Origin of the sequence: Microbacterium sp. BWT-B31, from assembly GCF_041379855.1 — a bacterium.
Taxonomy (GTDB): domain Bacteria; phylum Actinomycetota; class Actinomycetes; order Actinomycetales; family Microbacteriaceae; genus Microbacterium.
In genome coordinates, this window is the sequence record NZ_JBFECU010000008.1 from 65,044 (window position 1) to 85,155 (window position 20,112).

The 20,112-nt window shown below is 70.9% G+C and carries 18 protein-coding genes; 4 read left to right on the plus strand and 14 right to left on the minus strand.

Translation table 11 applies throughout. The annotated features are described in order from the left end of the window. Positions 1–18 precede the first annotated feature (18 nt). The 3 genes from ftsZ to murC all read right to left on the minus strand — a co-directional run bounded on the left by ftsZ (position 19) and on the right by murC (position 3,796). Positions 19–1,185, minus strand: a complete 1,167-nt coding sequence (gene ftsZ / locus AB1K54_RS10060; RefSeq protein ID WP_371202610.1) for a cell division protein FtsZ — start codon at positions 1,183–1,185, stop codon at positions 19–21. A 166-nt stretch (positions 1,186–1,351) separates the two neighbouring features. After that, positions 1,352–2,365, minus strand: a complete 1,014-nt coding sequence (locus AB1K54_RS10065; RefSeq protein ID WP_371202611.1) for an FtsQ-type POTRA domain-containing protein — start codon at positions 2,363–2,365, stop codon at positions 1,352–1,354. A 6-nt stretch (positions 2,366–2,371) separates the two neighbouring features. Beyond that, a complete protein-coding gene (murC, locus tag AB1K54_RS10070; protein ID WP_371202612.1) occupies positions 2,372–3,796 on the minus strand; it encodes a UDP-N-acetylmuramate--L-alanine ligase in 1,425 nt (474 codons plus the stop codon). Between the two features lie 117 nt (positions 3,797–3,913). On the opposite strand from murC, the gene AB1K54_RS10075 reads away from it, so the two are divergent. Continuing rightward, positions 3,914–4,267: a GntR family transcriptional regulator gene (locus AB1K54_RS10075; protein WP_371202613.1), complete on the plus strand. Its 354-nt coding sequence runs from the start codon at positions 3,914–3,916 to the stop codon at positions 4,265–4,267. Positions 4,268–4,354: 87 nt separating this feature from the next. Here the strand turns inward: AB1K54_RS10075 and AB1K54_RS10080 are convergent, their stop codons facing one another. The 10 genes from AB1K54_RS10080 to AB1K54_RS10125 form a co-directional block, all read right to left on the minus strand. Continuing rightward, entirely contained in the window at positions 4,355–5,443 is a 1,089-nt protein-coding gene (locus AB1K54_RS10080) for a glycosyltransferase (RefSeq protein WP_371202614.1), read from the minus strand. A gap of 58 nt (positions 5,444–5,501) precedes the next feature. Further along, the gene (gene ftsW / locus AB1K54_RS10085; RefSeq protein WP_371202615.1) at positions 5,502–6,737 is read right to left on the minus strand and encodes a putative lipid II flippase FtsW; all 1,236 of its coding nucleotides are present in this window, start codon (positions 6,735–6,737) and stop codon (positions 5,502–5,504) included. Then, positions 6,697–8,235: a UDP-N-acetylmuramoyl-L-alanine--D-glutamate ligase gene (gene murD, locus AB1K54_RS10090; RefSeq protein WP_371202616.1), complete on the minus strand. Its 1,539-nt coding sequence runs from the start codon at positions 8,233–8,235 to the stop codon at positions 6,697–6,699. The genes ftsW and murD overlap by 41 nt, the downstream gene beginning before the upstream one ends. After that, positions 8,232–9,344 (minus strand): phospho-N-acetylmuramoyl-pentapeptide-transferase, encoded by a 1,113-nt coding sequence (mraY, locus tag AB1K54_RS10095; protein ID WP_371202617.1) that lies wholly within the window; start codon positions 9,342–9,344, stop codon positions 8,232–8,234. Before mraY ends, murD begins: the two co-directional genes overlap by 4 nt. Beyond that, positions 9,341–10,753 (minus strand): UDP-N-acetylmuramoyl-tripeptide--D-alanyl-D-alanine ligase, encoded by a 1,413-nt coding sequence (gene murF / locus AB1K54_RS10100; protein WP_371202618.1) that lies wholly within the window; start codon positions 10,751–10,753, stop codon positions 9,341–9,343. The genes mraY and murF overlap by 4 nt, the downstream gene beginning before the upstream one ends. Before the next feature lie 23 nt (positions 10,754–10,776). Further along, on the minus strand, positions 10,777–12,564 hold the full coding sequence (locus AB1K54_RS10105) for a peptidoglycan D,D-transpeptidase FtsI family protein (RefSeq protein WP_371202619.1): 1,788 nt from the start codon (positions 12,562–12,564) through the stop codon (positions 10,777–10,779). 4 nt (positions 12,565–12,568) lie between these two features. Next, entirely contained in the window at positions 12,569–13,186 is a 618-nt protein-coding gene (locus AB1K54_RS10110; protein ID WP_371202620.1) for a hypothetical protein, read from the minus strand. After that, positions 13,183–14,154, minus strand: coding sequence for a 16S rRNA (cytosine(1402)-N(4))-methyltransferase RsmH (gene rsmH, locus AB1K54_RS10115; protein WP_371202711.1), 972 nt, complete (start codon positions 14,152–14,154; stop codon positions 13,183–13,185). Before rsmH ends, AB1K54_RS10110 begins: the two co-directional genes overlap by 4 nt. A gap of 109 nt (positions 14,155–14,263) precedes the next feature. Beyond that, entirely contained in the window at positions 14,264–14,695 is a 432-nt protein-coding gene (gene mraZ / locus AB1K54_RS10120) for a division/cell wall cluster transcriptional repressor MraZ (protein WP_371202712.1), read from the minus strand. Positions 14,696–14,946: 251 nt separating this feature from the next. Beyond that, on the minus strand, positions 14,947–15,312 hold the full coding sequence (locus tag AB1K54_RS10125) for a DUF3040 domain-containing protein (RefSeq protein ID WP_371202621.1): 366 nt from the start codon (positions 15,310–15,312) through the stop codon (positions 14,947–14,949). A gap of 66 nt (positions 15,313–15,378) precedes the next feature. Here AB1K54_RS10125 and AB1K54_RS10130 point away from each other — a divergent pair, with 66 nt between their 5' ends. Next, positions 15,379–16,479 (plus strand): polyprenyl synthetase family protein, encoded by a 1,101-nt coding sequence (locus AB1K54_RS10130; RefSeq protein WP_371202622.1) that lies wholly within the window; start codon positions 15,379–15,381, stop codon positions 16,477–16,479. A gap of 21 nt (positions 16,480–16,500) precedes the next feature. Here the strand turns inward: AB1K54_RS10130 and AB1K54_RS10135 are convergent, their stop codons facing one another. Continuing rightward, positions 16,501–16,851 carry an Rv2175c family DNA-binding protein gene (locus tag AB1K54_RS10135; protein WP_371202623.1) on the minus strand — a complete coding sequence of 117 codons (351 nt, stop codon included), beginning with the start codon at positions 16,849–16,851 and terminating at the stop codon, positions 16,501–16,503. 191 nt (positions 16,852–17,042) lie between these two features. Between AB1K54_RS10135 and AB1K54_RS10140 the strand changes: the two genes are divergently transcribed. Both AB1K54_RS10140 and pknB read left to right on the plus strand, forming a co-directional pair. Further along, the gene (locus AB1K54_RS10140) at positions 17,043–18,113 is read left to right on the plus strand and encodes a LysM peptidoglycan-binding domain-containing protein (RefSeq protein ID WP_371202624.1); all 1,071 of its coding nucleotides are present in this window, start codon (positions 17,043–17,045) and stop codon (positions 18,111–18,113) included. 57 nt (positions 18,114–18,170) lie between these two features. Continuing rightward, a complete protein-coding gene (gene pknB / locus AB1K54_RS10145; RefSeq protein WP_371202625.1) occupies positions 18,171–20,111 on the plus strand; it encodes a Stk1 family PASTA domain-containing Ser/Thr kinase in 1,941 nt (646 codons plus the stop codon). Position 20,112 lies beyond the last annotated feature (1 nt).

Below are 20,112 nucleotides of genomic sequence, written 5' to 3' on the forward strand. Positions count from 1 at the left end.
CGCTGTCAAGCCCCCGCGTCACTTGAGGAAGTCGGGGATGTCGAGGTCGTCGTCGTCCTTGTCGATGTTCGTCGACGAGACCACGGCACCGACCGAGACCGGGACGCGGCCGGGCTGCTCGGCGACCTGGTCGACGACGGAGTCGGTGCCGGGCAGCGGCGGCAGCTCGGGCTTGGGCAGGGCGGTTGCGGCGGGCGTCGAGCGCACGGTCGAGGTCGGCTCGAGGCGAGGCAGCGGCTCGCCGCTGTCGAAGCCTGCCGCGATCACTGTCACGCGCACCTCGTCGCCGAGGGTGTCGTCGATGACCGTTCCGAAGATGATGTTCGCCTCGGGGTGCGCGGCCTCCCGCACGAGTTCCGCGGCGTCGTTGATCTCGTAGATGCCGAGGTTCGAGCCGCCCTGCACCGAAAGCAGCACCCCGTGCGCGCCCTCGATCGACGCCTCGAGCAGTGGCGACTCGACCGCGAGCTCCGCCGCCTTGATCGCACGATCCGCCCCGCGTGCCGAGCCGATGCCCATGAGCGCGGAGCCGGCGCCCTGCATGACCGACTTGACGTCGGCGAAGTCGAGGTTGATGAGGCCCGGCGTCGTGATGAGGTCGGTGATGCCCTGCACGCCGGCCAGCAGCACCTGGTCGGCGGTCGCGAAGGCCTCGAGCATCGAGATGCCGCGGTCGCTGATCTCGAGCAGACGGTCGTTGGGCACCACGATGAGGGTGTCGACCTCTTCCTTGAGCTTGGCAACCCCCGTCTCGGCCTGCTGCTGCCGCCGACGGCCCTCGAACGAGAAAGGCTTGGTCACCACGCCGATGGTCAGCGCGCCGATCGACTTCGCGATCTTCGCCACCACCGGTGCGCCGCCGGTGCCCGTTCCGCCGCCCTCGCCCGCCGTGACGAAGACCATGTCGGCGCCGCGCAGCGACTCCTCGATCTCTTCGGCGTGGTCCTCGGCGGCGCGTCTGCCGACCTCGGGGTCGGCGCCGGCGCCCAGGCCGCGGGTGAGCTCGCGCCCGACGTCGAGCTTGACGTCGGCGTCGCTCATGAGCAGCGCCTGTGCATCGGTGTTGATCGCGATGAACTCGACCCCGCGCAGACCGAGGTCGATCATGCGATTGACGGCGTTGACGCCGCCACCACCCACGCCGACGACCTTGATCACGGCGAGGTAGTTCTGGTTCTGGCTCATGCCGGCCTCCGAATCGTGCGGATCCAAACCTTCAACCTCTAGTAGAGGTAGAAAGAATTGCTCGGTATGCAATTCCTCTGATTGAAAGTAAGCGGATGCCTCCCCCGAACCTGGAACCCGCTGGGCGTGTCGCGCCACTCGCGTCCGAATCCGCGACTGGATCGCGTCAGCGGACGGTGGCTGCCTCGGGCGCCGACACGTCGTACACGCTCACCGAGTCCGGCGGGCGCTGCGCCATGAGCGCCTTCAGCACGAGGGCCTTCTTCGCGGAGTGCTCCGCGCTCCCCCACACGATCCGCGCGTTCGCGCCGCCGAGCGTCAGGACCACGTCATCGGGGGACGACGCCGAGACCACCGTCACCTGGGGCGGGATGTCGGCCGGCAGAGACCTGACCACCAGGCCCACGGCGGTGAACGACGGCGAGGGGATTCCGCTGGGCACCTCGATCATCGGCATCCCCGCGACCGGCGTCTCGCTCGTCGAGAGCGTCACCCCCGCGGCATCGACGACCGAGAACCCGGCGCGCGTCTGCACGACGCCGATGGGCGTGCGCTCGACGATCCGCACGACGAGATCGTGCGGCGGGCGCGCCTCGAGGCGATACGACTCCACCAGCGGGAAGCCGACGAGAGCCGCCTTGACGGCGCTGTCGTCCACGAGCGGCAGGGGCGTCCCCAGTTGATCCGAGAGGGATGCCTCGACCGCGGCCGCGTCCAGCTGCTGCGTGCCGACGACATGGATGGTCTCCACAGCGAACAGCGGGCTGTAGGCGGCGCCCAGCGTGCCCAGCACGAGCAGCACGAGCGACGCGGCCACTCCCGTCCACAGCAGGCGGCGGCGGCGCTGGCGCACGGTGAAGCGCCGGATCTCGGAGCGCAGCGCCTTGCGCCGCGCCCGCGCCGAGCGCCACACGTCGCGCAGGCGCACCTCGTCGGGCGCGGCATCCGGCCCAGCCTCGGCCTGCGTCGCGGCCCCAGACCCGCGGCCGGAGTCCGGCAGCGGCGACGGAGCGCCCGGGGGGCGCGCCTCGCTCAGCGGGATGACCGGCGCGACCTCGGGGGCCGCGCCGACGGGGCGTGCGTGCTCGCCCGGATCGCCCGCAGGCGCGGCATCCGTCCGCCCTGAGGTCACCGACTCCGCCGGCGCCGGCGGAGTCGGAAGCGGCGACGGCCTGCGCATGCGGCCCTACTCCCCCGCGCTCTCGCCCGGGCCGTCCACAGAGGCCGCCAGCGCGTCGAGCACCTGCGGGATGATCTGGTACACATTGCCGCACCCGAGGGTGATGACGTAGTCGCCTTCGCGCGCGACCGTCGCGGTGTAGTCGGCGGCGGCCTGCCAGTCGGCCACGAAGTGCACGTGCGCCGGGTCGGCGAACGCACCGCTGACCAGCTCGCCGGTCACCCCGGGCACGGGGTCTTCGCGCGCGCCGTACACGTCGAGCATCACCGTGTGGTCGGCGTACCGTTCGAGAACCTCGGCGAATTCGCGGTACATCGCCTGCGTGCGCGAGTACGTGTGCGGCTGCTGAATCGCGATGATGCGCCCATCGCCGACCACCGTGCGCGCCGCAGCCAGCGCCGCCGCGACCTCGGTCGGGTGGTGCGCGTAGTCGTCGTACACGCTCACGCCGCGCTCGACGCCGTGCAGCTCGAAGCGCCGCACGGTGCCGGAGAAACCCTCGACCGCGCGGACGGCGGGCTCGAGGCCGTAGCCCAGAGCGAGCAGCACCGCCACCGCGCCGGCGGCATTGATCGCATTGTGCGCCCCCGGGATCGGCAGCTGCGCGGCCACGGTCGTGCCCTCGTGCGTGATCGAGAACGAGACCGGGCCGTGGGTGCGAATGCCGCTCACCCGAACTGTCGCGTCATCGGCCTCACCGAACGTGATGACGTTCGAGTGCGAGAGCTGCGCTGTGACCGCCCGCGCGCCCGCGTCGTCGGACGAGATGACGACCGCCTCGCGCGCCTGGTTCGCGAAGCGCGCGAACGCCGCATAGAACGCCTCGCGCGAGCCCCAGTGGTCGAGGTGGTCGGGGTCGACGTTGGTGACGAGCGCGATCGAGGTGTCGTACAGCAGGAACGTGCCGTCGGACTCGTCGGCCTCGATGACGAACAGATCGCCGGTGCCGGTGCCGCTCGAGACGCCGAGCTGCGCGATCACCCCGCCGTTGACGAACGTCGGGTCGGCGGCGAGGTCGCGAAGGGCCGTGACGATCATGCCGGTCGAGGTCGTCTTGCCGTGGGCGCCGGCGACCGAGACCAGCCGACGTCCGCCGATGAGCCAGTACAGGGCCTGCGAACGGTGGATGACGTGCAGTCCGCGCTGCTTCGCGAGCACGAACTCGGGGTTCTCGGGCCAGATCGCCCCCGTGTGCACCACGGTGTCGACATCGGCGGCGAGGTTCGCGGCGTCGTGACCGACGTGGACCGCAGCTCCCGCGGCGGCCAGGTCCCGCAGCGCCTGGCTGTCGGCCCGGTCCGAGCCAGAGACGCGGATGCCGCGCTCGAGGAACATGCGCGCGAGCCCCGACATGCCGGATCCGCCGATTCCGATGAAGTGGGCGGACTCGATGGTCTCGGGAATGGGAAGGGTGAGGTCGGGTCTGATCATGACTCGTCAATCCTAAAGTCGGGATCCGGATGCCCCGCCCTCGGCGCGCGCCGGAGCGCGGCATCCTTCTGCCGTCGATGTTTTGACACGTCGGCACGGACGCGGTACGAAATCGTCATGATCGTCATCGACCCCGACTCGGCCGTACCGCCGTTCGAGCAGCTGCGCGCGGGACTCGTGGACGCCGTCGCGTCGGGCGAGCTCGCCGCGGGCGAGCGCCTGCCGACCGTGCGGCGCCTCGCCGAAGACCTCGGCATCGCCCCGGGGACCGTCGCGCGCGCGTATCGCGAGCTCGAGGCATCCGGCATCATCGAGACCCGCGGACGCAACGGCACGTTCGTGTCGTTCGACGCCGACCCCGCCCGCCAGCAGCTGCAGCGCGCCGCCGCGGCGTTCGCCGCGCAGGCGCGTGAGCTGCGGCTCGACGCCGACGAGGCCCTCGCGATCGTCGCCGCCGCCCTGCGCTCATGACCGAGATCAGGAGATGAGCCGAGATCAGGATGGATCCGGCCGATTCGTCCTGATCTCGATGCGGCGCCCTGTTCCGGCGATGTCGCGTCACCGCCCCCGCAGCGCCTCGTCGACGAGCGCGATGACGTTCTCGGTGCCGGTGCGCGTGCCGACGGACGCCGCGGCCTCGCGCATCGCTCCTCGCCGTGCGTCGTCAGCCAGAAGCGGCACGACCTCCTCGCGTACGCGCGAACTCGTGAAGTCGGCATCCGGAATGAGCGTCGCCGCTCCCGCGGCGACCGCCGACGCGGCGTTCTTGGCCTGCTCGCCGTTACCGACCGCGTACGGCACGTAGACCGCCGGGATGCCCAGCGCACTGATCTCGCTCACGGTCGCCGCGCCCGAGCGCGCGACGATGAGGTCGGCCAGCGCAAAGGCGAGGTCCATGCGATCGACGTACCGGCGCACCGCGTAGCCCCGGGCGCCGGGGTCGGCGATCTCGGAGCGCTCGCCGGTCACGTGCAGAAGCTGCCAGCCGGAGTCGAGGACGTCGCGCCACGCCGCCCCGTGGCCCTCGCCGAACGCCTCGTTGAGCCGCTGCGCGCCGAGCGAGCCGCCGAAGACGAGCAGCGTCGGCCGATCCACGTCGAGTCCGAAGTGCGCCGCGGCCTCGGCACGGAGCGCGGCACGGTCGAGCGTCACGATCTCACGGCGCAGCGGCATGCCCACCACTCTCGCACCGCGCAGGGACGTGCCCGCGAACGCGACGCCCACGCGGGTCGCACCGCGGGCGCCGAGCACGTTGGCCAGGCCCGGCCGGGCGTTGGCCTCGTGCACCACGAACGGCACGCCCTCGCGGCGCGCCGCCACGTACGCGGGCGCGGCGGCGTACCCGCCGAAGCCGACGACCACGTCCACCTGGCGCGCGCGGATGTGCTCGCGCACCTGAGCGATCGCGCGGCGGTAACGCGCCGGAAAGGTGGCCGCGGCCTTGTTCGGCCGCCGCGGGAACGGCACCTTGTCTACGAACAGCAGTTCGTAGCCGCGATCGGGCACCAGCCGTGCCTCCAGCCCCTCGCGGGTGCCGAGCACCAGCACGGCGGCCCCCCGGTCGCGGTCACGAAGGCCGTCGGCGACAGCGAGCAGCGGATTCACATGCCCGGCGGTTCCCCCGCCGGCGAGCAGATACGTCGACATCGGGTCGATTCTTCCACGCGCCCGGGCATGTGACCGATGCCGCGGCATCCGTCACCGGTCAGCGCGACGCGACTCGTCTGGGCGAACGCACCGGCTGAGCCGACCGCTTGACGGGCAGAGTCCTCGCGAACGACAGCAGCACGCCGCAGGCGATGAGTCCCGACAGCAGCGATGTGCCGCCCTGCGACATGAACGGCAGCGGCACGCCCAGCACGGGGAACACCCGCAGCACGACGCCGATGTTGATGAGCGCCTGCCCGACGATCCAGACCGTGATGGCACCGGCGACCACACGCACGAACGGGTCGTCCGTCTTGCGGATGACGTGGAACGCGCCGACCGCGAACAGCGCGAACAGGGCGAGCACGACCGCACAGCCGATGAGCCCGAGCTCCTCCCCCACGATCGCGAAGATGTAGTCGTTGGGCGCGGCCGGCAGCCAATCGTACTTCTCGCGCGAGTTGCCCAGGCCCCGCCCGAAGATCCCGCCGCCCGCGAGCGCCCAGATGCCGTGCAGGGGCTGGTAGCAGCTGTCGAAGTAGTCCACGCACCTCTGATCGAGAAAGCTCATGATGCGCGCGACGCGGTTCGGGCTCGTGATCGCGAACACCGCGAGCATCACGGCGCCGAGGATCGCCGGCAGGATGAACAGCCGCAGCTTCACTCCCGAGAAGAACAGCGCTCCGAGCACGACGAGCACGAGGATGATCACGGTTCCGAGGTCGTGCCCGGCGAGCACGGTCGCGATCACGGCGACCGACACCGGGATCACGGGGATGAACACGTGATGCCACACACCCAGATTGGTCTGCTTGCGCAGCAGGATGAGACCCACCCACAGCGCGAGGGCGAGCTTCAGAAACTCGGAAGGCTGAGCCTGCAGGCCCGCGATCTCGATCCAGTTGCGGTTTCCGTAGGCCTCGACGCCGAGCGGCGTGAAGACCAGCAGCTGAAAGACGACCGCCGCCAGAAGCAGCGGCCATGCCGCCTTCTTCCAGAAGGCCAGCGGAAAGCGGCTCACGATGAACATCACCGGCAGCCCGATCGAGGCGAAGACGAGCTGCTTCAGCATCGCCTCGTACGGCTCCTGCCCCGCGGCCGTCGCGGTCGCCGACGTCGCCGCCAGCACCATCACCAGTCCGAACCCCGTGAGAAGGACGGCCGTCGACGAGATCAGCAGGAACTCGCTGGGCACCGGCGCGAAGACCTTGCCGAGCGAGATGCGCGCCGCGAGCCCTCGCCGTGCCGGGCGCTCAGGCGAGGCCGGGGCGGGGCGAGTCTGCGTCGTTGTCATTCTCGCCTCCTGTTCCGAACCGCTCCCTGACCGCTGCCGCGAACCTGCGGCCGCGATCGGCATAGGACGCGAACTGGTCGAAGGATGCCGCAGCCGGAGCCAGCAGCACCACGTCTCCGTCTTCGGCGACCCCGACCGCCAGCTCGACGACCCGCGTCATGACCCTCTCAGTCTCATCGTGCTCGACCTCGAAGACCCGCACGTTCGGCGCGTGTCGCGCGAACGCCGCCACGACGTCGGTGCGGTCGGCGCCGATCACGATCGCCGCCTTGACCTGGGCCCCCCGCCCGGCCACGAGACCCGAGATGTCGACTCCCTTGAGCAGTCCCCCGACGACCCAGACCGCGCCAGGGTAGGCGGCGAGGGACGATGCCGCGGCGTGCGGGTTGGTCGCCTTGGAGTCATCGACCCACGTGATGCCGCCCGACACCGCGACGACCTCGATGCGGTGCGGGTCGAGCCGGAAGCCGCTGAGCGCGTCGCGGATCGCGGCCGGAGAGACCCCCAGCGAACGGGCGAGCGCCGAGGCGGCGAGGATGTTCGCCACGATGTGGGGCGCCGCGAGCCCCGCTGCGGCAAGATCGTCGAGCGTCGCGAGCTCGAGGGCGCTGTTGCGGCGGTCGTCGAGGAACGCGCGATCCACCAGGATCCCGTCCACGACGCCGAAATCGCTCGGACCGGGCACGCCCAGGTCGAAGCCGATCGCACGCGCACCCTCGACGACGTCGGCGTCTTCGACCATCTCGCGGGTCGCGGCGTCGGCCTTGTTGTACACGCACGCGATACGCGTGTTGTCGTACACGTGCGCCTTCGCCGCGCGGTACTCGTCGAATGAGCCGTGCCACTCGAGGTGATCGTCGGCGAGGTTCAGGCACACCGCCGCGTGGGGCGAGACCGGTTCGGGGCCGGCCTGGCGCCCGAGGTACCAGAGCTGGTGGCTCGAGAGCTCGACCACGAGCACGTCGAAGCCGGCGGGGTCGCGCACCGCGTCGAGCACGGGGGTGCCGATGTTGCCGACCGGGGCGGCGCGCAGCCCGCCCGCGACCAGCATCGTGGCCGTCAGGCGCGTCGTGGTCGTCTTGCCGTTCGTGCCGGTGATGAGCACCCAGTCGGCGGGGGTCCCGTCGGGGCGCACGACCTTGTCGCGCACGCGCCACGCCAGCTCGATATCGCCCCAGAGCGGGATGCCGCGCTCGATCGCCCACGCGATGACCGGATGCTGCGGTGCGAAGCCCGGCGAGGCCACGATCACCTCGGGCGCGAAGTCGGCGAGCTCGTCGGGGACCGTGTCGATCGGCCCGATCGCCGCGCGCGCGCCGATCACCGGAAGCAGGCGCTCGTACTCCTTCTCGGCGGACTGCGACACGACGAGCACGTCGGCGCCGAGCTCGGCCAGCGTGTCGGCGACCGCGAAGCCGGTGACCGACAGACCCAGCACGGCGACGCGCAGGCCCTTCCAGTCGGCGTGCCAGCTGGTGAGTTCGTCGAGCCGGCTCATGTGTGCGAGAGCCATTCGACGTAGAACAGCCCGATGCCGGCGATCGCGAGGATCCCGGCGATGACCCACATACGCACGACGATCGTGATCTCGGGCCATCCGCGCATCTCGAGGTGGTGGTGGAACGGGCTCATCAGGAACAGCCGCTTTCCGCGTGTGAGCTTGAAGTAGACCCGCTGCAGCACCACCGACCCGGGGCCGATCACGAAGACGCCCGCGACCACCAGGGCGAGCAACTCGGTGCGCGTCAGGATAGCCATCGCCGCGATGACGCCGCCGATCGCCATCGAGCCGACGTCGCCCATGAAGACCTTCGCCTTGGGGGCGTTCCACCACAGGAACCCGACGAGTGCGCCCACGAACGACGACGACACGATCGCCAGGTCGAAGGGGTCGCGGGTCGGATAGCACGCGGCCTGCAGGCTGGCCGCCAGCGCCTCGTTGCCCCAGCACGCCTGGTTGAACTGCCAGAAGGCGATCAGGGCATAGGCGCCGACGACGAAGATCCCGGCGCCGGTCGCCAGGCCGTCCAGGCCGTCGGTGACGTTCACGCCGTTCGAGAACGCCACCCCGATGAAGCTGACCCACACCGTGTAGAGGATCCAACCGGCGATCACGCCGAGGGCCATGAACGACAGCACCGGGATGTCGCGGAACAGAGACACGTACGCGGACGCGGGCGTCTGTCCGATCGCGTTCGGGAAGCTCAGCGCGGTGACCGCGAACGGCACCGCCACGAGCACCTGGCCGAGAATCTTGCGCCAGCCGGACAGGCCGAGGCTGCGCTGGCTGCGCACCTTCATGAAGTCGTCGATGAACCCCACGACGCCGAACCCGACCATCATCCAGATCACGAGGATGCCCGAGATCGTCGGCGGGTTGTTGCCCGTGTAGCAGCCGATGAGATACCCGACGACGGTGCCGACGATGAAGATCGTGCCGCCCATCGTCGCCGTTCCGCGCTTGGCGCCGTGGCTCGGGTTGCGGATGTCATCCGGAGTGCGGATGACCTGGCCCCACCCCCACCGGCGGAACAGGCGCAGGAAGACCGGCGTGAGGAACAGGGTGAAAGCGAGCGAGATCGCCGCGGCGGTCAGGAGTGATCTCACGAGAACGATTCTCCCAGACGATCACCGAGAAAACGGAGCCCGGCGGAGTTCGAGGACTTGACCAGCACGCAGTCCCCGTCGCGGAGCTCGCCCATCAGATAGTCGTACGCCTCGTCGGCAGTGGCGAAGAACACGGCCTCATCGGACCACGAGCCCTCGCCGATCGCCGAGATGTACATCCGCCGCGCCTCGGGGCCGACCACGACGATCCGCGGGATGCGCAGGCGCACCGCCAGCTCGCCGATGCGATCGTGCTCCTCGCCGGTCGACTCGCCGAGCTCGCTCATGGCCCCGAGCACCGCCACCATGCGCTGGTCGGGTCGTGTGATCTGCGCCAGCGTGCGCAGTGCCGCGGCCATCGAGTCCGGACTGGCGTTGTAGGCGTCGTTGACGATGCGGACACGGTCCGAGCCGAGGGGCTGCATGCGCCACCGCTCGGCGATCTCGAGCGTCGATAGACGCTCGGCGCACGCGGGCAGCGCGACGCCGAGCGCAGTGGCCGCGGCGATCGCGGCAAGAGCGTTCATGACGTGGTGGGCCCCGAGCACCTGCAGGTCGAGGCGCACGGTCTCGCCCGCGAAGGTCACCGTCGACGTCGTCCCGTCGGCGCGCACCTCGACGTCGTCGGCGCGCACCTGTGCGGCCGGGCCGCGGCCGAACCAGCGCACCGAGGCACCCCGTTCGGCGGCGATCGCGGCCATGCGCGCCACACGGGCATCGTCGGCGTTCAGCACCGCGACGCCGCCCGGCCGCAGCGCCCGCACCAGTTCGGACTTGGCCTCGAAGGTCGCCTCGATGCTGCCGAAGCCGCCCGCGTGCGCGAGGCCGACCATCAGCACCACGGCCACGTCGGGCTCGACGAGCCCCGCGAGGCGCGCGATCTCACCCGGGCCGCTCGCGCCGAACTCGCTCACGAGGAACCTCGTCGCGTGCGTGACGCGCAGCATCGTCAGCGGCGCCCCGACCTCGTTGTTGAACGACGCGCGCGGGGCGACCGTCTCGCCCTCTCGCTGCAGGATGCGGGCGAGCATGTTCTTCGTGGTCGTCTTGCCGTTCGAGCCGGTGATGCCGACGATCTGCAGGTCGCCGCCCGCGCGCACGCGCGCGACCACCTCGCGGGCCAGGTCCGCGAGCGCGCGCACGACATCGGCGACGACGACCTGCGACACCTCGGCCTCCACCTCGCGCTCGACGATGGCGAGCACTGCCCCGCGCTCCACCGCGGCGCCGACGAACAGGTGCCCGTCGGTCTCGGCGCCGGGCTTGGCGACGAAGACGCCGCCCGGCTCGATGAGCCGCGAGTCGGTGTCGACGGCGCCTGAGACGACGGTGTCGGGCGTGTCGCCCGGTGCGAGTCGGATGTCTCCGCCGACAGTGCGTGCCAGTTCGGCGATGGTCAGGGCGATCATGAGTTCTCCAGCGATCGGGCGTGTCACCCGAACACGGGCAGCAGCTCAGGGGCCGTCGTCGAGGGCATGACGCGATAGGTCTTGAGCACCTGGGTCATGGCCTTCTGCCACGCGGACGCATTGGCCGCAGACGACCTTACCGCGGTCGGCTCGTCGAGCGTTACCGCGACCAGGTACTGGGGGTCGTCGGCCGGCGCGAAGCCGATCATCGTCGTGAAGTAGACGCCGTCCTTGTAGCGGCCGGTGCCTTCGTCGACCTTCTGGCCGGTGCCCGTCTTGCCCGCGACCCGATACCCGGGGATCGCGACGTCCCGGGACACGCCGCCCTGCACGAACACCTGCTCCAGCATCTGCTGGACCGTCTTGGCCGAGTCCTCGCTGATCACGCGCACCGGTTCGGGCGCGTCGGGTGCAACGACGGTTCCGTCGGGCTTGGCGCAGCCCTCGACGATCGACAGCGGCATCCGCAGTCCGTTGTTGGCGATGGCGCCGTATGCGCCCATCAGTTCGGGAAGGGTCGTGGTGACGCCCTGACCGTACGAGGTGTCGTAGAGCATCTGGTTGTCCCAGTCCGACACCGGATGCAGCAGACCGCTCAGCTCGCCCTCGAAGCCGATCGCGCTACCTTCGCCGATGCCGAACTTGCGCAGGTAGTCGTACCGCGCCTGCGGATCGATCCTCTCGCTGAACTTCGAGATGCCGACGTTCGAAGAGTCGACGAGCACACCCGCGAGCGTGTAGTTCGTCGGATCGTGCCAGAAGGCGTCGACGACGACCGCACCGTTGGCGAACTCCTCGCGGTCCGGGACGACCTCGGTCGAGCTCGCGTTCTGCCCCGCCCCGTCCACCAGGGCCGATGCGGTGAGCGCCTTGAACGTGGACCCCGGCTCGAACCACTGGGTGAAGGCGCGGCTGGCGCGGTCGGCCTCGGCCGAGGCATCCACATTGTTCGGATCCACGGTCGGGTACTCGGCGACCGCGCGCACCTTTCCGGTGGCGACCTCGGTCACCATGATCGCCCCGCTCTGAGCGCCCATGTTCTGCGCCTGCTCGGCGATCAGCTGCTGCAGGAACCACTGCAGATCGCGGTTGATCGTCAGCTGCAGCGTGCCTCCGTCGACGGCGTCGTCGCGCTCCTCGGTGCCCGGGATGACCACGCCGTCCTTGCCCCGTTCGAAGGTCTCGCTGCCGTCGCGGGCGGCCAGGCACGCGTCCTCGGACTTCTCCAGGCCCGCGAGCGGGTCGCCGTCGACCCCGACGAACCCGACGAGGTTGCCCGCGACGGCGCCGTCCGGGTAGGTGCGCGCCGGGTGCGGCTCGAAGTAGAGGAACGGGATGTCCAGATCGGCCAGATCCCGGTACTGCTCGGTCGACAGGCCCTTGGCGAGAAGGGCGTACTGGGACTTCGGGTCGTTCGCGAGCGCTGCCTCGACGATCGCGCGCACCTCTTCGGGCGTCTGGCCCGTGATCGCCGCGATCTGGGCGGACGTCTGCTCCCACGTGACTTTCACCGACTCGCCGGCGGCGTCCTTGCGCGTGATGGTGCGCACGTTGGACGGGTCGAGCTGGGCGTCGTAGAGCAGGATGCTCCCTGCCAGCGGCTGCCCCGTCTCGTCGACGATCGCGCCGCGCTGGCCGTACAGCGTGCGTGCGGCGCCGAGCGCGCGCTCCTTGGACTCGGCGATGTGGTCGTCGGCGTTGACGACCTGGATGTCGACGAGCCGCACGATGAACGCCGCGAGGACCGCGAGCACGACCGCCAGCGCGATCACCGTGCGACGACGCGGGCTGCGTGTGGCTTTCGTCGTCATATGCTCAGTGTGTCTCGGGGGTGGGCAGTCCGTCGGTGATCGGCGGCGGAGAGTCGACGACTCCGTCGCCGCCGGTGACGGTCACCGGCACGTCGGGCACGCCCTCGATCGTGGCCTTCGGGTCGGTCACCAGCGGCGTGTCGGCCACGAGCGCGTTCGGCACGGCGGCGCGGCCCAGGGCGTCGATCGACGACGAGCCGATCGCCGCCTGCCCGGTGCCCAGCAGCGCCCCGTCGCTCAGACGCAGGTAGGACGGCGCCTCCTCGATGACGAGTCCGAGCGCCGAGGCGTTCGCCGCGAGGAACTGCGGCGAGCTGAGCCCGGCGAGGTCGTCGTCGAGGATCTGCTTCTTCCACGCGAGCTCTCGCTGCTGCTGGGCGAGCTCCGACAGCTCGTAGGAGCTTTGCGTCGTGAGGATCGACACGGCCATCTGGGCAGAGCCGATGACGAGCGCGCCGGCGAGCGCGACGATGCCGTAGACGAGCGTGGGGCGACGACGACGCCGCGGGAGCGCGTCGAGCAGGCGCAGGCGGCGGGGCGGGGCATCCGTCTTCGGAGCCCGCGCCGGCGAGACGGCGGTGGCCCCGACGACGGCGAGCAGGTCGCTGCTGTCGACGGTCATGGCCTCGCCTGCTTCCCGTGCGCGGGCCGCACCCGCTCGGCCGCGCGAAGCCGCACGGGCGTGGCGCGCGGGTTGCGGGCGCGCTCTTGGTCGGTCGCGAGCTCGGCGCCCTTGACCAGGAGTGTGAAGCGCGGTGCGTGCTCGGGAAGCTCCACCGGCAGGCCCGCGGGGGCGGTGGATGCCGCGGCCTCGGCGAACGCCCGCTTGACGATGCGGTCCTCGAGCGACTGGTACGACAGCACCACGACCCGCCCGCCGACCCGCAGCAGGTCGAGCGCGGCGGGGATGGCACGGTCGAGCACCGACAGCTCGCGGTTGACCTCGATGCGCAACGCCTGGAAGACGCGCTTGGCCGGATGCCCCGTCCGCTGCGCGGCCGCAGGGGTCGCCGCCTGCAGGATCTCGACGAGCCGGCCCGACCGGTCGATCGGCGACTCGGCCCGGGCGGCGATGATGGCCCGGGCGTAGCGGCCGGACAGCTTCTCTTCGCCGTACCGCTCGAAGATGCGGCGCAGCTCGCCCTCGCTGTAGGTTGCGACGACGTCGGCCGCGGTCACGCCGGAGGACTGGTCCATGCGCATGTCGAGCGGGGCGTCCTGCGCGTAGGCGAAGCCGCGGCCCGCCTCATCGAGCTGCAGCGACGACACGCCCAGGTCGAAAAGGATGCCGTCGACGTGGGAGCGGCCGGTCTGGGCGACCGCCTCGGCGATGCCGTCGTACACGGTGTGGACGAACGTGACCCGGCCGGCGAACGGTGCGAGCCTCTCCCCCGCGATCCGCAGCGCCTCGGTGTCACGGTCCAGGCCGATGACGTGCAGGCGCGGGAAGCGCTCGAGGAACGCCTCGGTGTGACCGCCCATGCCCAGCGTCGTATCGACGAGGACGGCATCGTCCGCCTCGAGAGCGGGGGCGAGCAGCTCGATGCAGCGCTCGAGCATGACGGGGGTGTGGATGTCGCGCAGGTTCATGAGCGTCGTGGGCATCCCGAGTCCCTCGGTCCGGATCCCCATCCGCTCTGACCTGGCGCCGGGGAAGGTGCGCCAGGGCGGGAGCGGCTGGGAGTCAGGCTCGAGGGCCTCAGAACAGGCCCGGAATCACCTCCTGCTCCAACTCGGCGTAGCTCTCTTCGTTGCCTTCGACGTAGGCGTTCCACGCGTCGGCGTTCCAGATCTCGGCGTGCGCGCCCACGCCGGTCACGACGAGGTCGCGCGAAAGCCCCGCGTAGGCGCGCAGCGGAGGGGGGATCGTGATGCGGTTCTGGCTGTCGGGCTTCTCGGCGCTGGCGCCCGAGAGGAACATGCGGAGGAAGTCGCGCGCCTGCTTGTTCGACAGCGGCGTCTCGCGGATGCGCTCGTGGATCCGCTCGAACTCCTCGGTGCCGAACACGTAGAGGCAGCGCTCCTGCCCGCGGGTGACCACGACTCCGGAGCCGAGGTCGTCACGGAACTTCGCAGGGAGGATGACGCGGCCCTTGTCGTCGAGCTTGGGAGTGTGCGTGCCCAACAGCATCGGCACCTCACCCCCTCCGACCGGCCCCCGCCAGGTTGCGCACCACTTTACTCCACTCTCCTCCACTTTGTAACCCACTCGTGACGGAGTGTCAGATTCGGGGCGATCGATACCCTGATCAGAGGAGAGAAAGCGCGGTGGAGGGAGGCGCGCGAGCCGGCCCGCCGGCCCGTTGGCCACCCGGCGGACAGGCAACAAAAAAAGCACCGACCCGAAGGTCGGTGCCTGTTCGCCTCAGCGTCGCGCGAGGATCAGCGATCCTCCTGCCGACGGTCCCAGCGGTCGTTCATGCGGTCCATGAACGACGACGAACCGGACTTCTGCTTTCGCGGAGCCTGCGTCTGGACCGCGGGGGCCGACCCGCGCATCGGGGTGACGGCGAGGATGACTCCGCCGAGCATCGCGATGAACCCGATGACGCCGACCACGATGAGCGGAACCGAGACGCCGACGATCAGCCCGCCGAGCCCGATCAGCACGAGAACCGTGCCGAGCACGATGTTGCGATAGCTGAGGGTGCGGCCCTCGCCGCGCGCGCGAACGACATCGGCGTCGTTGTGCATGAGATGGCGCTCCATCTCATCGAGCAGACGCTGCTCCTGTTCGGAGAGTGGCATGCATCCCCCTCTTCTGGGCCTGGACGCCATGATTCTACGCGCGGCGTCAATCACTAGGCTAGGCCCGTGTCACCCAGTTCCGATCCGGTCGAGGTGGTTTCCCAGCGACTGGACATCTTCGTCACGGAAAGGCGCGCGGACGCCGCCGCGATGGGCGCCGAGGCGGTGCTGTTCGTCGACGCGGCCGCCGCGACGCTGCGCGGCGGCAAGGGCCTGCGCGCACGGTTCTGCATCGCCGGGTGGAAGGCTGTGGAGGAGGCATCCGCAACCGCGCTCAGCAGCGGGATCGCCGATGCTGCGGCCACCGCCGCAGCGGCCCTCGAGGTGTTCCACGCGGCAGCCCTCGTGCACGACGACCTCATCGACAACTCCGACACCCGCCGCGGCCGCCCCGCCGCGCACCGCGCCCTCGAGCAGGCCCACCGCGACGCCGACTGGCACGGCGACGCCGAGTCGTTCGGCCGGTCGGCTGCGGTGCTCCTGGGCGATCTGCTGGTCGCCTGGAGCGACGACCTGTTCGAGGAAGCCCTCGGCGCCCTCGACGCCGAGCACGCCTCCGCCGCGCGCGCCGAATACGCCCGCATGCGCCGCGACGTCACGGTCGGTCAGTTCCTCGACGTCGCCGAGGAGTCGGCGTTTCGCACCGAGCCGGACGACCGGCACGCCGACCGCGCGCTGCGCGTGGCATCCTTCAAGTCCGCCCGCTACAGCGTGCAGCAGCCGCTCGTGATCGGCGCCGCCCTGGCCGGAGCCGACGACGCGCAGCGTGCGGCGCTGGCCGCGTTCGGGCATCCGCTCGGCATGGCGTTCCAGCTGCGCGACGACGTGCTCGGGGTCTTCGGCGATGCCGCCGTCACCGGCAAGCCCTCGGGCGACGACCTGCGCGAGGGCAAGCGCACCGTGCTCGTGGCCTACACACGCACCGCCCTCGGAACCCCCGCTCGGCGCATCGTCGACGAACTGCTCGGCGACCCCGGGCTCGACCCGTCGCAGATCCGGTTCCTGCAGCAGACGATCACAGCCACCGGGGCGCTCGATCGCGTCGAGCAGCTCATCGCCGACTACGCGCACGAGGCGGACCGGGCGCTCATCGGCGCACGGCTCGGCAACGCGGCCGTCGGCGAACTGCGCGATCTCGCGCGTGCCGCCACCGAGCGGCGCCAATAGCCGCGGGCCGCCCGCAGCCGGTCAGGCGAGCGTCTGGGCGACGCGGCGCACTTCGCGCTTGCGCCCGGCGCGCAGCGCCTCGATGGGCGCCGTGCCGATGGAGTCCTCGCTCGTGAGCAGCCAGTCGATGGCCTCGTCGTCCGAGAACCCGCCATCGCGCAGCACGATCACGGTGCCGCGCAGTGACGACAGCGGCTTACCGTCGACGATGAAAACCGACGGCACCTTCGGCGGCCCTTGACGTCGTGAGGCGATCAGGTGGGACTCGTCGAGCAGCCGCCGCACGCGGCCGAGCGGTTCGCCGAGAACCTCGACGAGATCGGGAAGAGTGAGCCAATCGGTTTCGATGCGCGGCGCGGAATCTGCGGTCACCCAGCAACTATCTCATCCCGACACCGCTCTCGCAGACGAAGCCGCGGCACCACCTGTCACATCCGTCACAGCAGACACCCCCGTTGACACGCGTTTACATCCGTGCCACGGTGTTGCGCAGTCAGCAGAGGGGGGATCTCTTGCCAGACCACAGCCGTTCGACGCCGACCCGGGAATGCGCCGCATCACGCGTGCGCGCCCGCGCCCTCACCGTCGGCGCACCGATCACCGTCGCCGGCTCGATCGCCCTGCTGCTCGCGGGGGCGCCGGCGAACGCCGCCGAGCCGAACCAAGAGCACAGCGAGCGGATGCCTCGCCCCGACGCCCGCGCGTCGGCACGACCCGCGGCGGCGCTTCCCGTCGCCGCTGCGGCTGCGTCCCGGGGCCTTCCCGCGAAAGCCGTCCCCGACCGCGCGGTCGCCCCGCGCGCGACGATGCGCACCTCGCTCGCCGCCCCTGAGACCTACACCATCCAGCCCGGCGACACGGTGAGCGCAATCTCCGAGCAGTTCGGTCTGCGCACCGCCGACGTGCTCGCACTGAACGGCCTCGCGTGGAGTTCGATCATCTACCCCGGCGAGGTGCTGCGGCTCACCGGGGAGCCCGAGCCCGCGGCGGAGCCCGCCCCCGCTCCCCCCGCCGAGACGGCCGCGCCGCCCATTGGCGAGAGCTACACCGTGCAGTCGGGCGACACGATCTGGGCCATCGCGGAAGGTCGCGGGGTGAGCACCGACGCCGTGCTCGCGGCGAACGGCCTGGACCGCGCCAGCATCATCTACCCCGGGCAGGTCATCGCCGTTCCGCCCGCAGTGGCCGCGGCATCCTTCTCGGCCCCGGTGCCGGTCTCGGTGCCGGGGCTGGACGATGAGCAGGTCGCCCACGCGCAGCTCATCATCCGCGTCGCACGTGAGCTGGGCGTGCCGGACCGCGGGATCGTCGTCGCCCTGGCTTCGGCCATGCAGGAGTCCGGGCTGCGGAACCTCGACTGGGGCGACCGGGACTCCCTCGGGCTCTTCCAGCAGCGGCCCAGCACCGGGTGGGGCACCGAAGCCGAGGTGCAGGATCCCGAACGCGCCACACGGCTCTTCTTCGGCGGGCCGGACGACCCGAACGGATACCAGACGCTGGGCCTTCTCGACATCCCGAACTGGCAGCAGATGACCGTGACCGAGGCCGCGCAGGCCGTGCAGATCTCGGCCTACCCGGACGCCTACGCGCAGTGGGAGCAGCCCGCGACCGCCTGGCTCGCCGCGCTCGGGTGAGCGTAGGCGGGTGAGCCGCTGCGCGGACAGCCCTCGCGGCGTCCGTAGACTCTCAGCGTGAGCACGAGTCAGCAGGTCGACCCGCTGATCGGCCGTCTCGTCGACGGCCGATACCGCGTGCGTGCTCGCATCGCCCGCGGGGGCATGGCGACCGTCTACGTCGCGACCGATCTGCGGCTCGAGCGACGCATCGCGCTGAAGGTGATGCACAGCCACCTCAGCGACGACGCCGTGTTCCAGAGCAGGTTCATCCAGGAGGCCCGCGCAGCCGCGCGACTGGCCGATCCGCACGTCGTCAACGTCTTCGACCAGGGGCAGGACGGCGAGATGGCCTACCTGGTGATGGAGTACCTGCCGGGCATCACGCTGCGCGAGCTGATGCGCGAGCAGCGGCGGCTCACCGTGCCGCAGACGGTGACCGTCATGGACGCCGTTCTGTCGGGCCTCGCCGCGGCGCACCGGGCCGGCATCGTCCACCGCGACGTGAAACCCGAGAATGTGCTGCTCGCCGAGGACGGCCGCATCAAGATCGGCGACTTCGGCCTGGCGCGCGCGACGACGGCGAACACCGCCAGCGGCGCGCAGCTGCTCGGCACGATCGCCTACCTCGCGCCCGAGCTCGTCACGCGCGGAACGGCCGACGCCCGCAGCGACATCTACGCTCTCGGCATCATGCTGTACGAGATGCTCGCCGGCGAGCAGCCCTACAAGGGCGAGCAGCCCATGCAGATCGCGTTCCAGCACGCGACCGACTCCGTGCCGCGCCCCAGCGTCAAAAACCCCGGTGTTCCCGAGCAGCTCGACGAGCTCGTGCTGTGGGCGACGGAGAAGACACCCGACGACCGGCCGACCGACGCGCAGACGATGCTCGACCGGCTCCGCGAGATCGAGCGCGAGCTCGGCATCACGCCCCACGCCGCGCGCACCGCGCCGACGGGCGTCATCGCCGCCGACGGCATCCCCTCCGGAGAGCTGACCGTGGTGCTGCCGACGACCGGCGCCACCCCGGCGGCCCCCACCGAGACGGCCGACAACGCCACTCGCCTGCGCCGCGCGACCCGGCGCCGGGCGGCCAAGGGCGCGTGGATCATCGCGCTCGTGCTGCTGCTGGCAGGTCTCGCGGGCGCGACCGGATGGTGGTTCGGATCAGGCCCCGGCTCGCTCGTCGCGGTGCCCGACGTCGCCGGACGCACCTTCGACCAGGCGCAGGCGATCCTGCAGGACAGCTCGCTCATCGCCGTGCAGCAGGGCGAGAGCAGCATGCAGGTCGATCCCGGCCTGGTGATCCGCACCGACCCGCCGCCGGGCGCGCGACGCGACAAAGACACTGAGGTGAACGTCATCGTCTCGACCGGCCCGGCCGAAGTCGCCTTCGACGCTCTCAACGGGCAGACCGACAGCGCGGTGCGGGCGCTGCTCGACGCGCAGAGCATCACCGCCGGCGCGAGCGAGACCTACTACACCGACGGTGCGCCCGAGACGGTGCTGTACGTCACGATCCATCCCGCCGCCGGCGGCGAGGACATCGAGTGCGGCGAAGGCTGCACCGTGCACGAGGGCGACACCGCGACCATCGGCGTGTCGCTGGGGCCCATCCCCGACGTCACCGGGCAGAGCGAGGGGTCTGCGCGCAGCGACCTCGAGAAGCTCGACCTCGTCGTCGCCGACCCCTCGCCGACCGAGGCGAGCGAGACCGTCGACAAGGGCGAGGTCATCCGCGTGATCGGGCGCGAGGACGGCGGCTGGCTTCGCCCGGGCGACACCGTCACCCTCGTGGTGTCGTCTGGGCCGCCGCTGTTCCCGATTCCGGACGTGCGCGACCTCACCCGCAACGAGGCGATCGAGACGCTCGAAGACGCCGGGTTCCAGGTCGACTACGCCGTCTTCTGGGGGCCGTTCCCGAACTCGCTCACGCGCGTCACGGGCACTGATCCCAAAGCCGGAGAGGAACGCGTCAAGGGTTCGCGCGTCACCCTGCAGATCACCGCGTCCGGCTGAT

Excerpts from the sequence above, each read along its gene's own strand:
- ftsZ (WP_371202610.1), bottom strand. The coding sequence starts at position 1,185 with ATGAGCCAGAACCAGAACTACCTCGCCGTGATCAAGGTCGTCGGCGTG.
- AB1K54_RS10065 (WP_371202611.1), bottom strand. The coding sequence starts at position 2,365 with ATGCGCAGGCCGTCGCCGCTTCCGACTCCGCCGGCGCCGGCGGAGTCG.
- murC (WP_371202612.1), bottom strand. The coding sequence starts at position 3,796 with ATGATCAGACCCGACCTCACCCTTCCCATTCCCGAGACCATCGAGTCC.
- AB1K54_RS10075 (WP_371202613.1), top strand. The coding sequence starts at position 3,914 with ATGATCGTCATCGACCCCGACTCGGCCGTACCGCCGTTCGAGCAGCTG.
- AB1K54_RS10080 (WP_371202614.1), bottom strand. The coding sequence starts at position 5,443 with ATGTCGACGTATCTGCTCGCCGGCGGGGGAACCGCCGGGCATGTGAAT.
- ftsW (WP_371202615.1), bottom strand. The coding sequence starts at position 6,737 with ATGACAACGACGCAGACTCGCCCCGCCCCGGCCTCGCCTGAGCGCCCG.
- murD (WP_371202616.1), bottom strand. The coding sequence starts at position 8,235 with ATGAGCCGGCTCGACGAACTCACCAGCTGGCACGCCGACTGGAAGGGC.
- murF (WP_371202618.1), bottom strand. The coding sequence starts at position 10,753 with ATGATCGCCCTGACCATCGCCGAACTGGCACGCACTGTCGGCGGAGAC.
- AB1K54_RS10105 (WP_371202619.1), bottom strand. The coding sequence starts at position 12,564 with ATGACGACGAAAGCCACACGCAGCCCGCGTCGTCGCACGGTGATCGCG.
- AB1K54_RS10110 (WP_371202620.1), bottom strand. The coding sequence starts at position 13,186 with ATGACCGTCGACAGCAGCGACCTGCTCGCCGTCGTCGGGGCCACCGCC.
- rsmH (WP_371202711.1), bottom strand. The coding sequence starts at position 14,154 with ATGAACCTGCGCGACATCCACACCCCCGTCATGCTCGAGCGCTGCATC.
- mraZ (WP_371202712.1), bottom strand. The coding sequence starts at position 14,695 with ATGCTGTTGGGCACGCACACTCCCAAGCTCGACGACAAGGGCCGCGTC.
- AB1K54_RS10125 (WP_371202621.1), bottom strand. The coding sequence starts at position 15,312 with ATGCCACTCTCCGAACAGGAGCAGCGTCTGCTCGATGAGATGGAGCGC.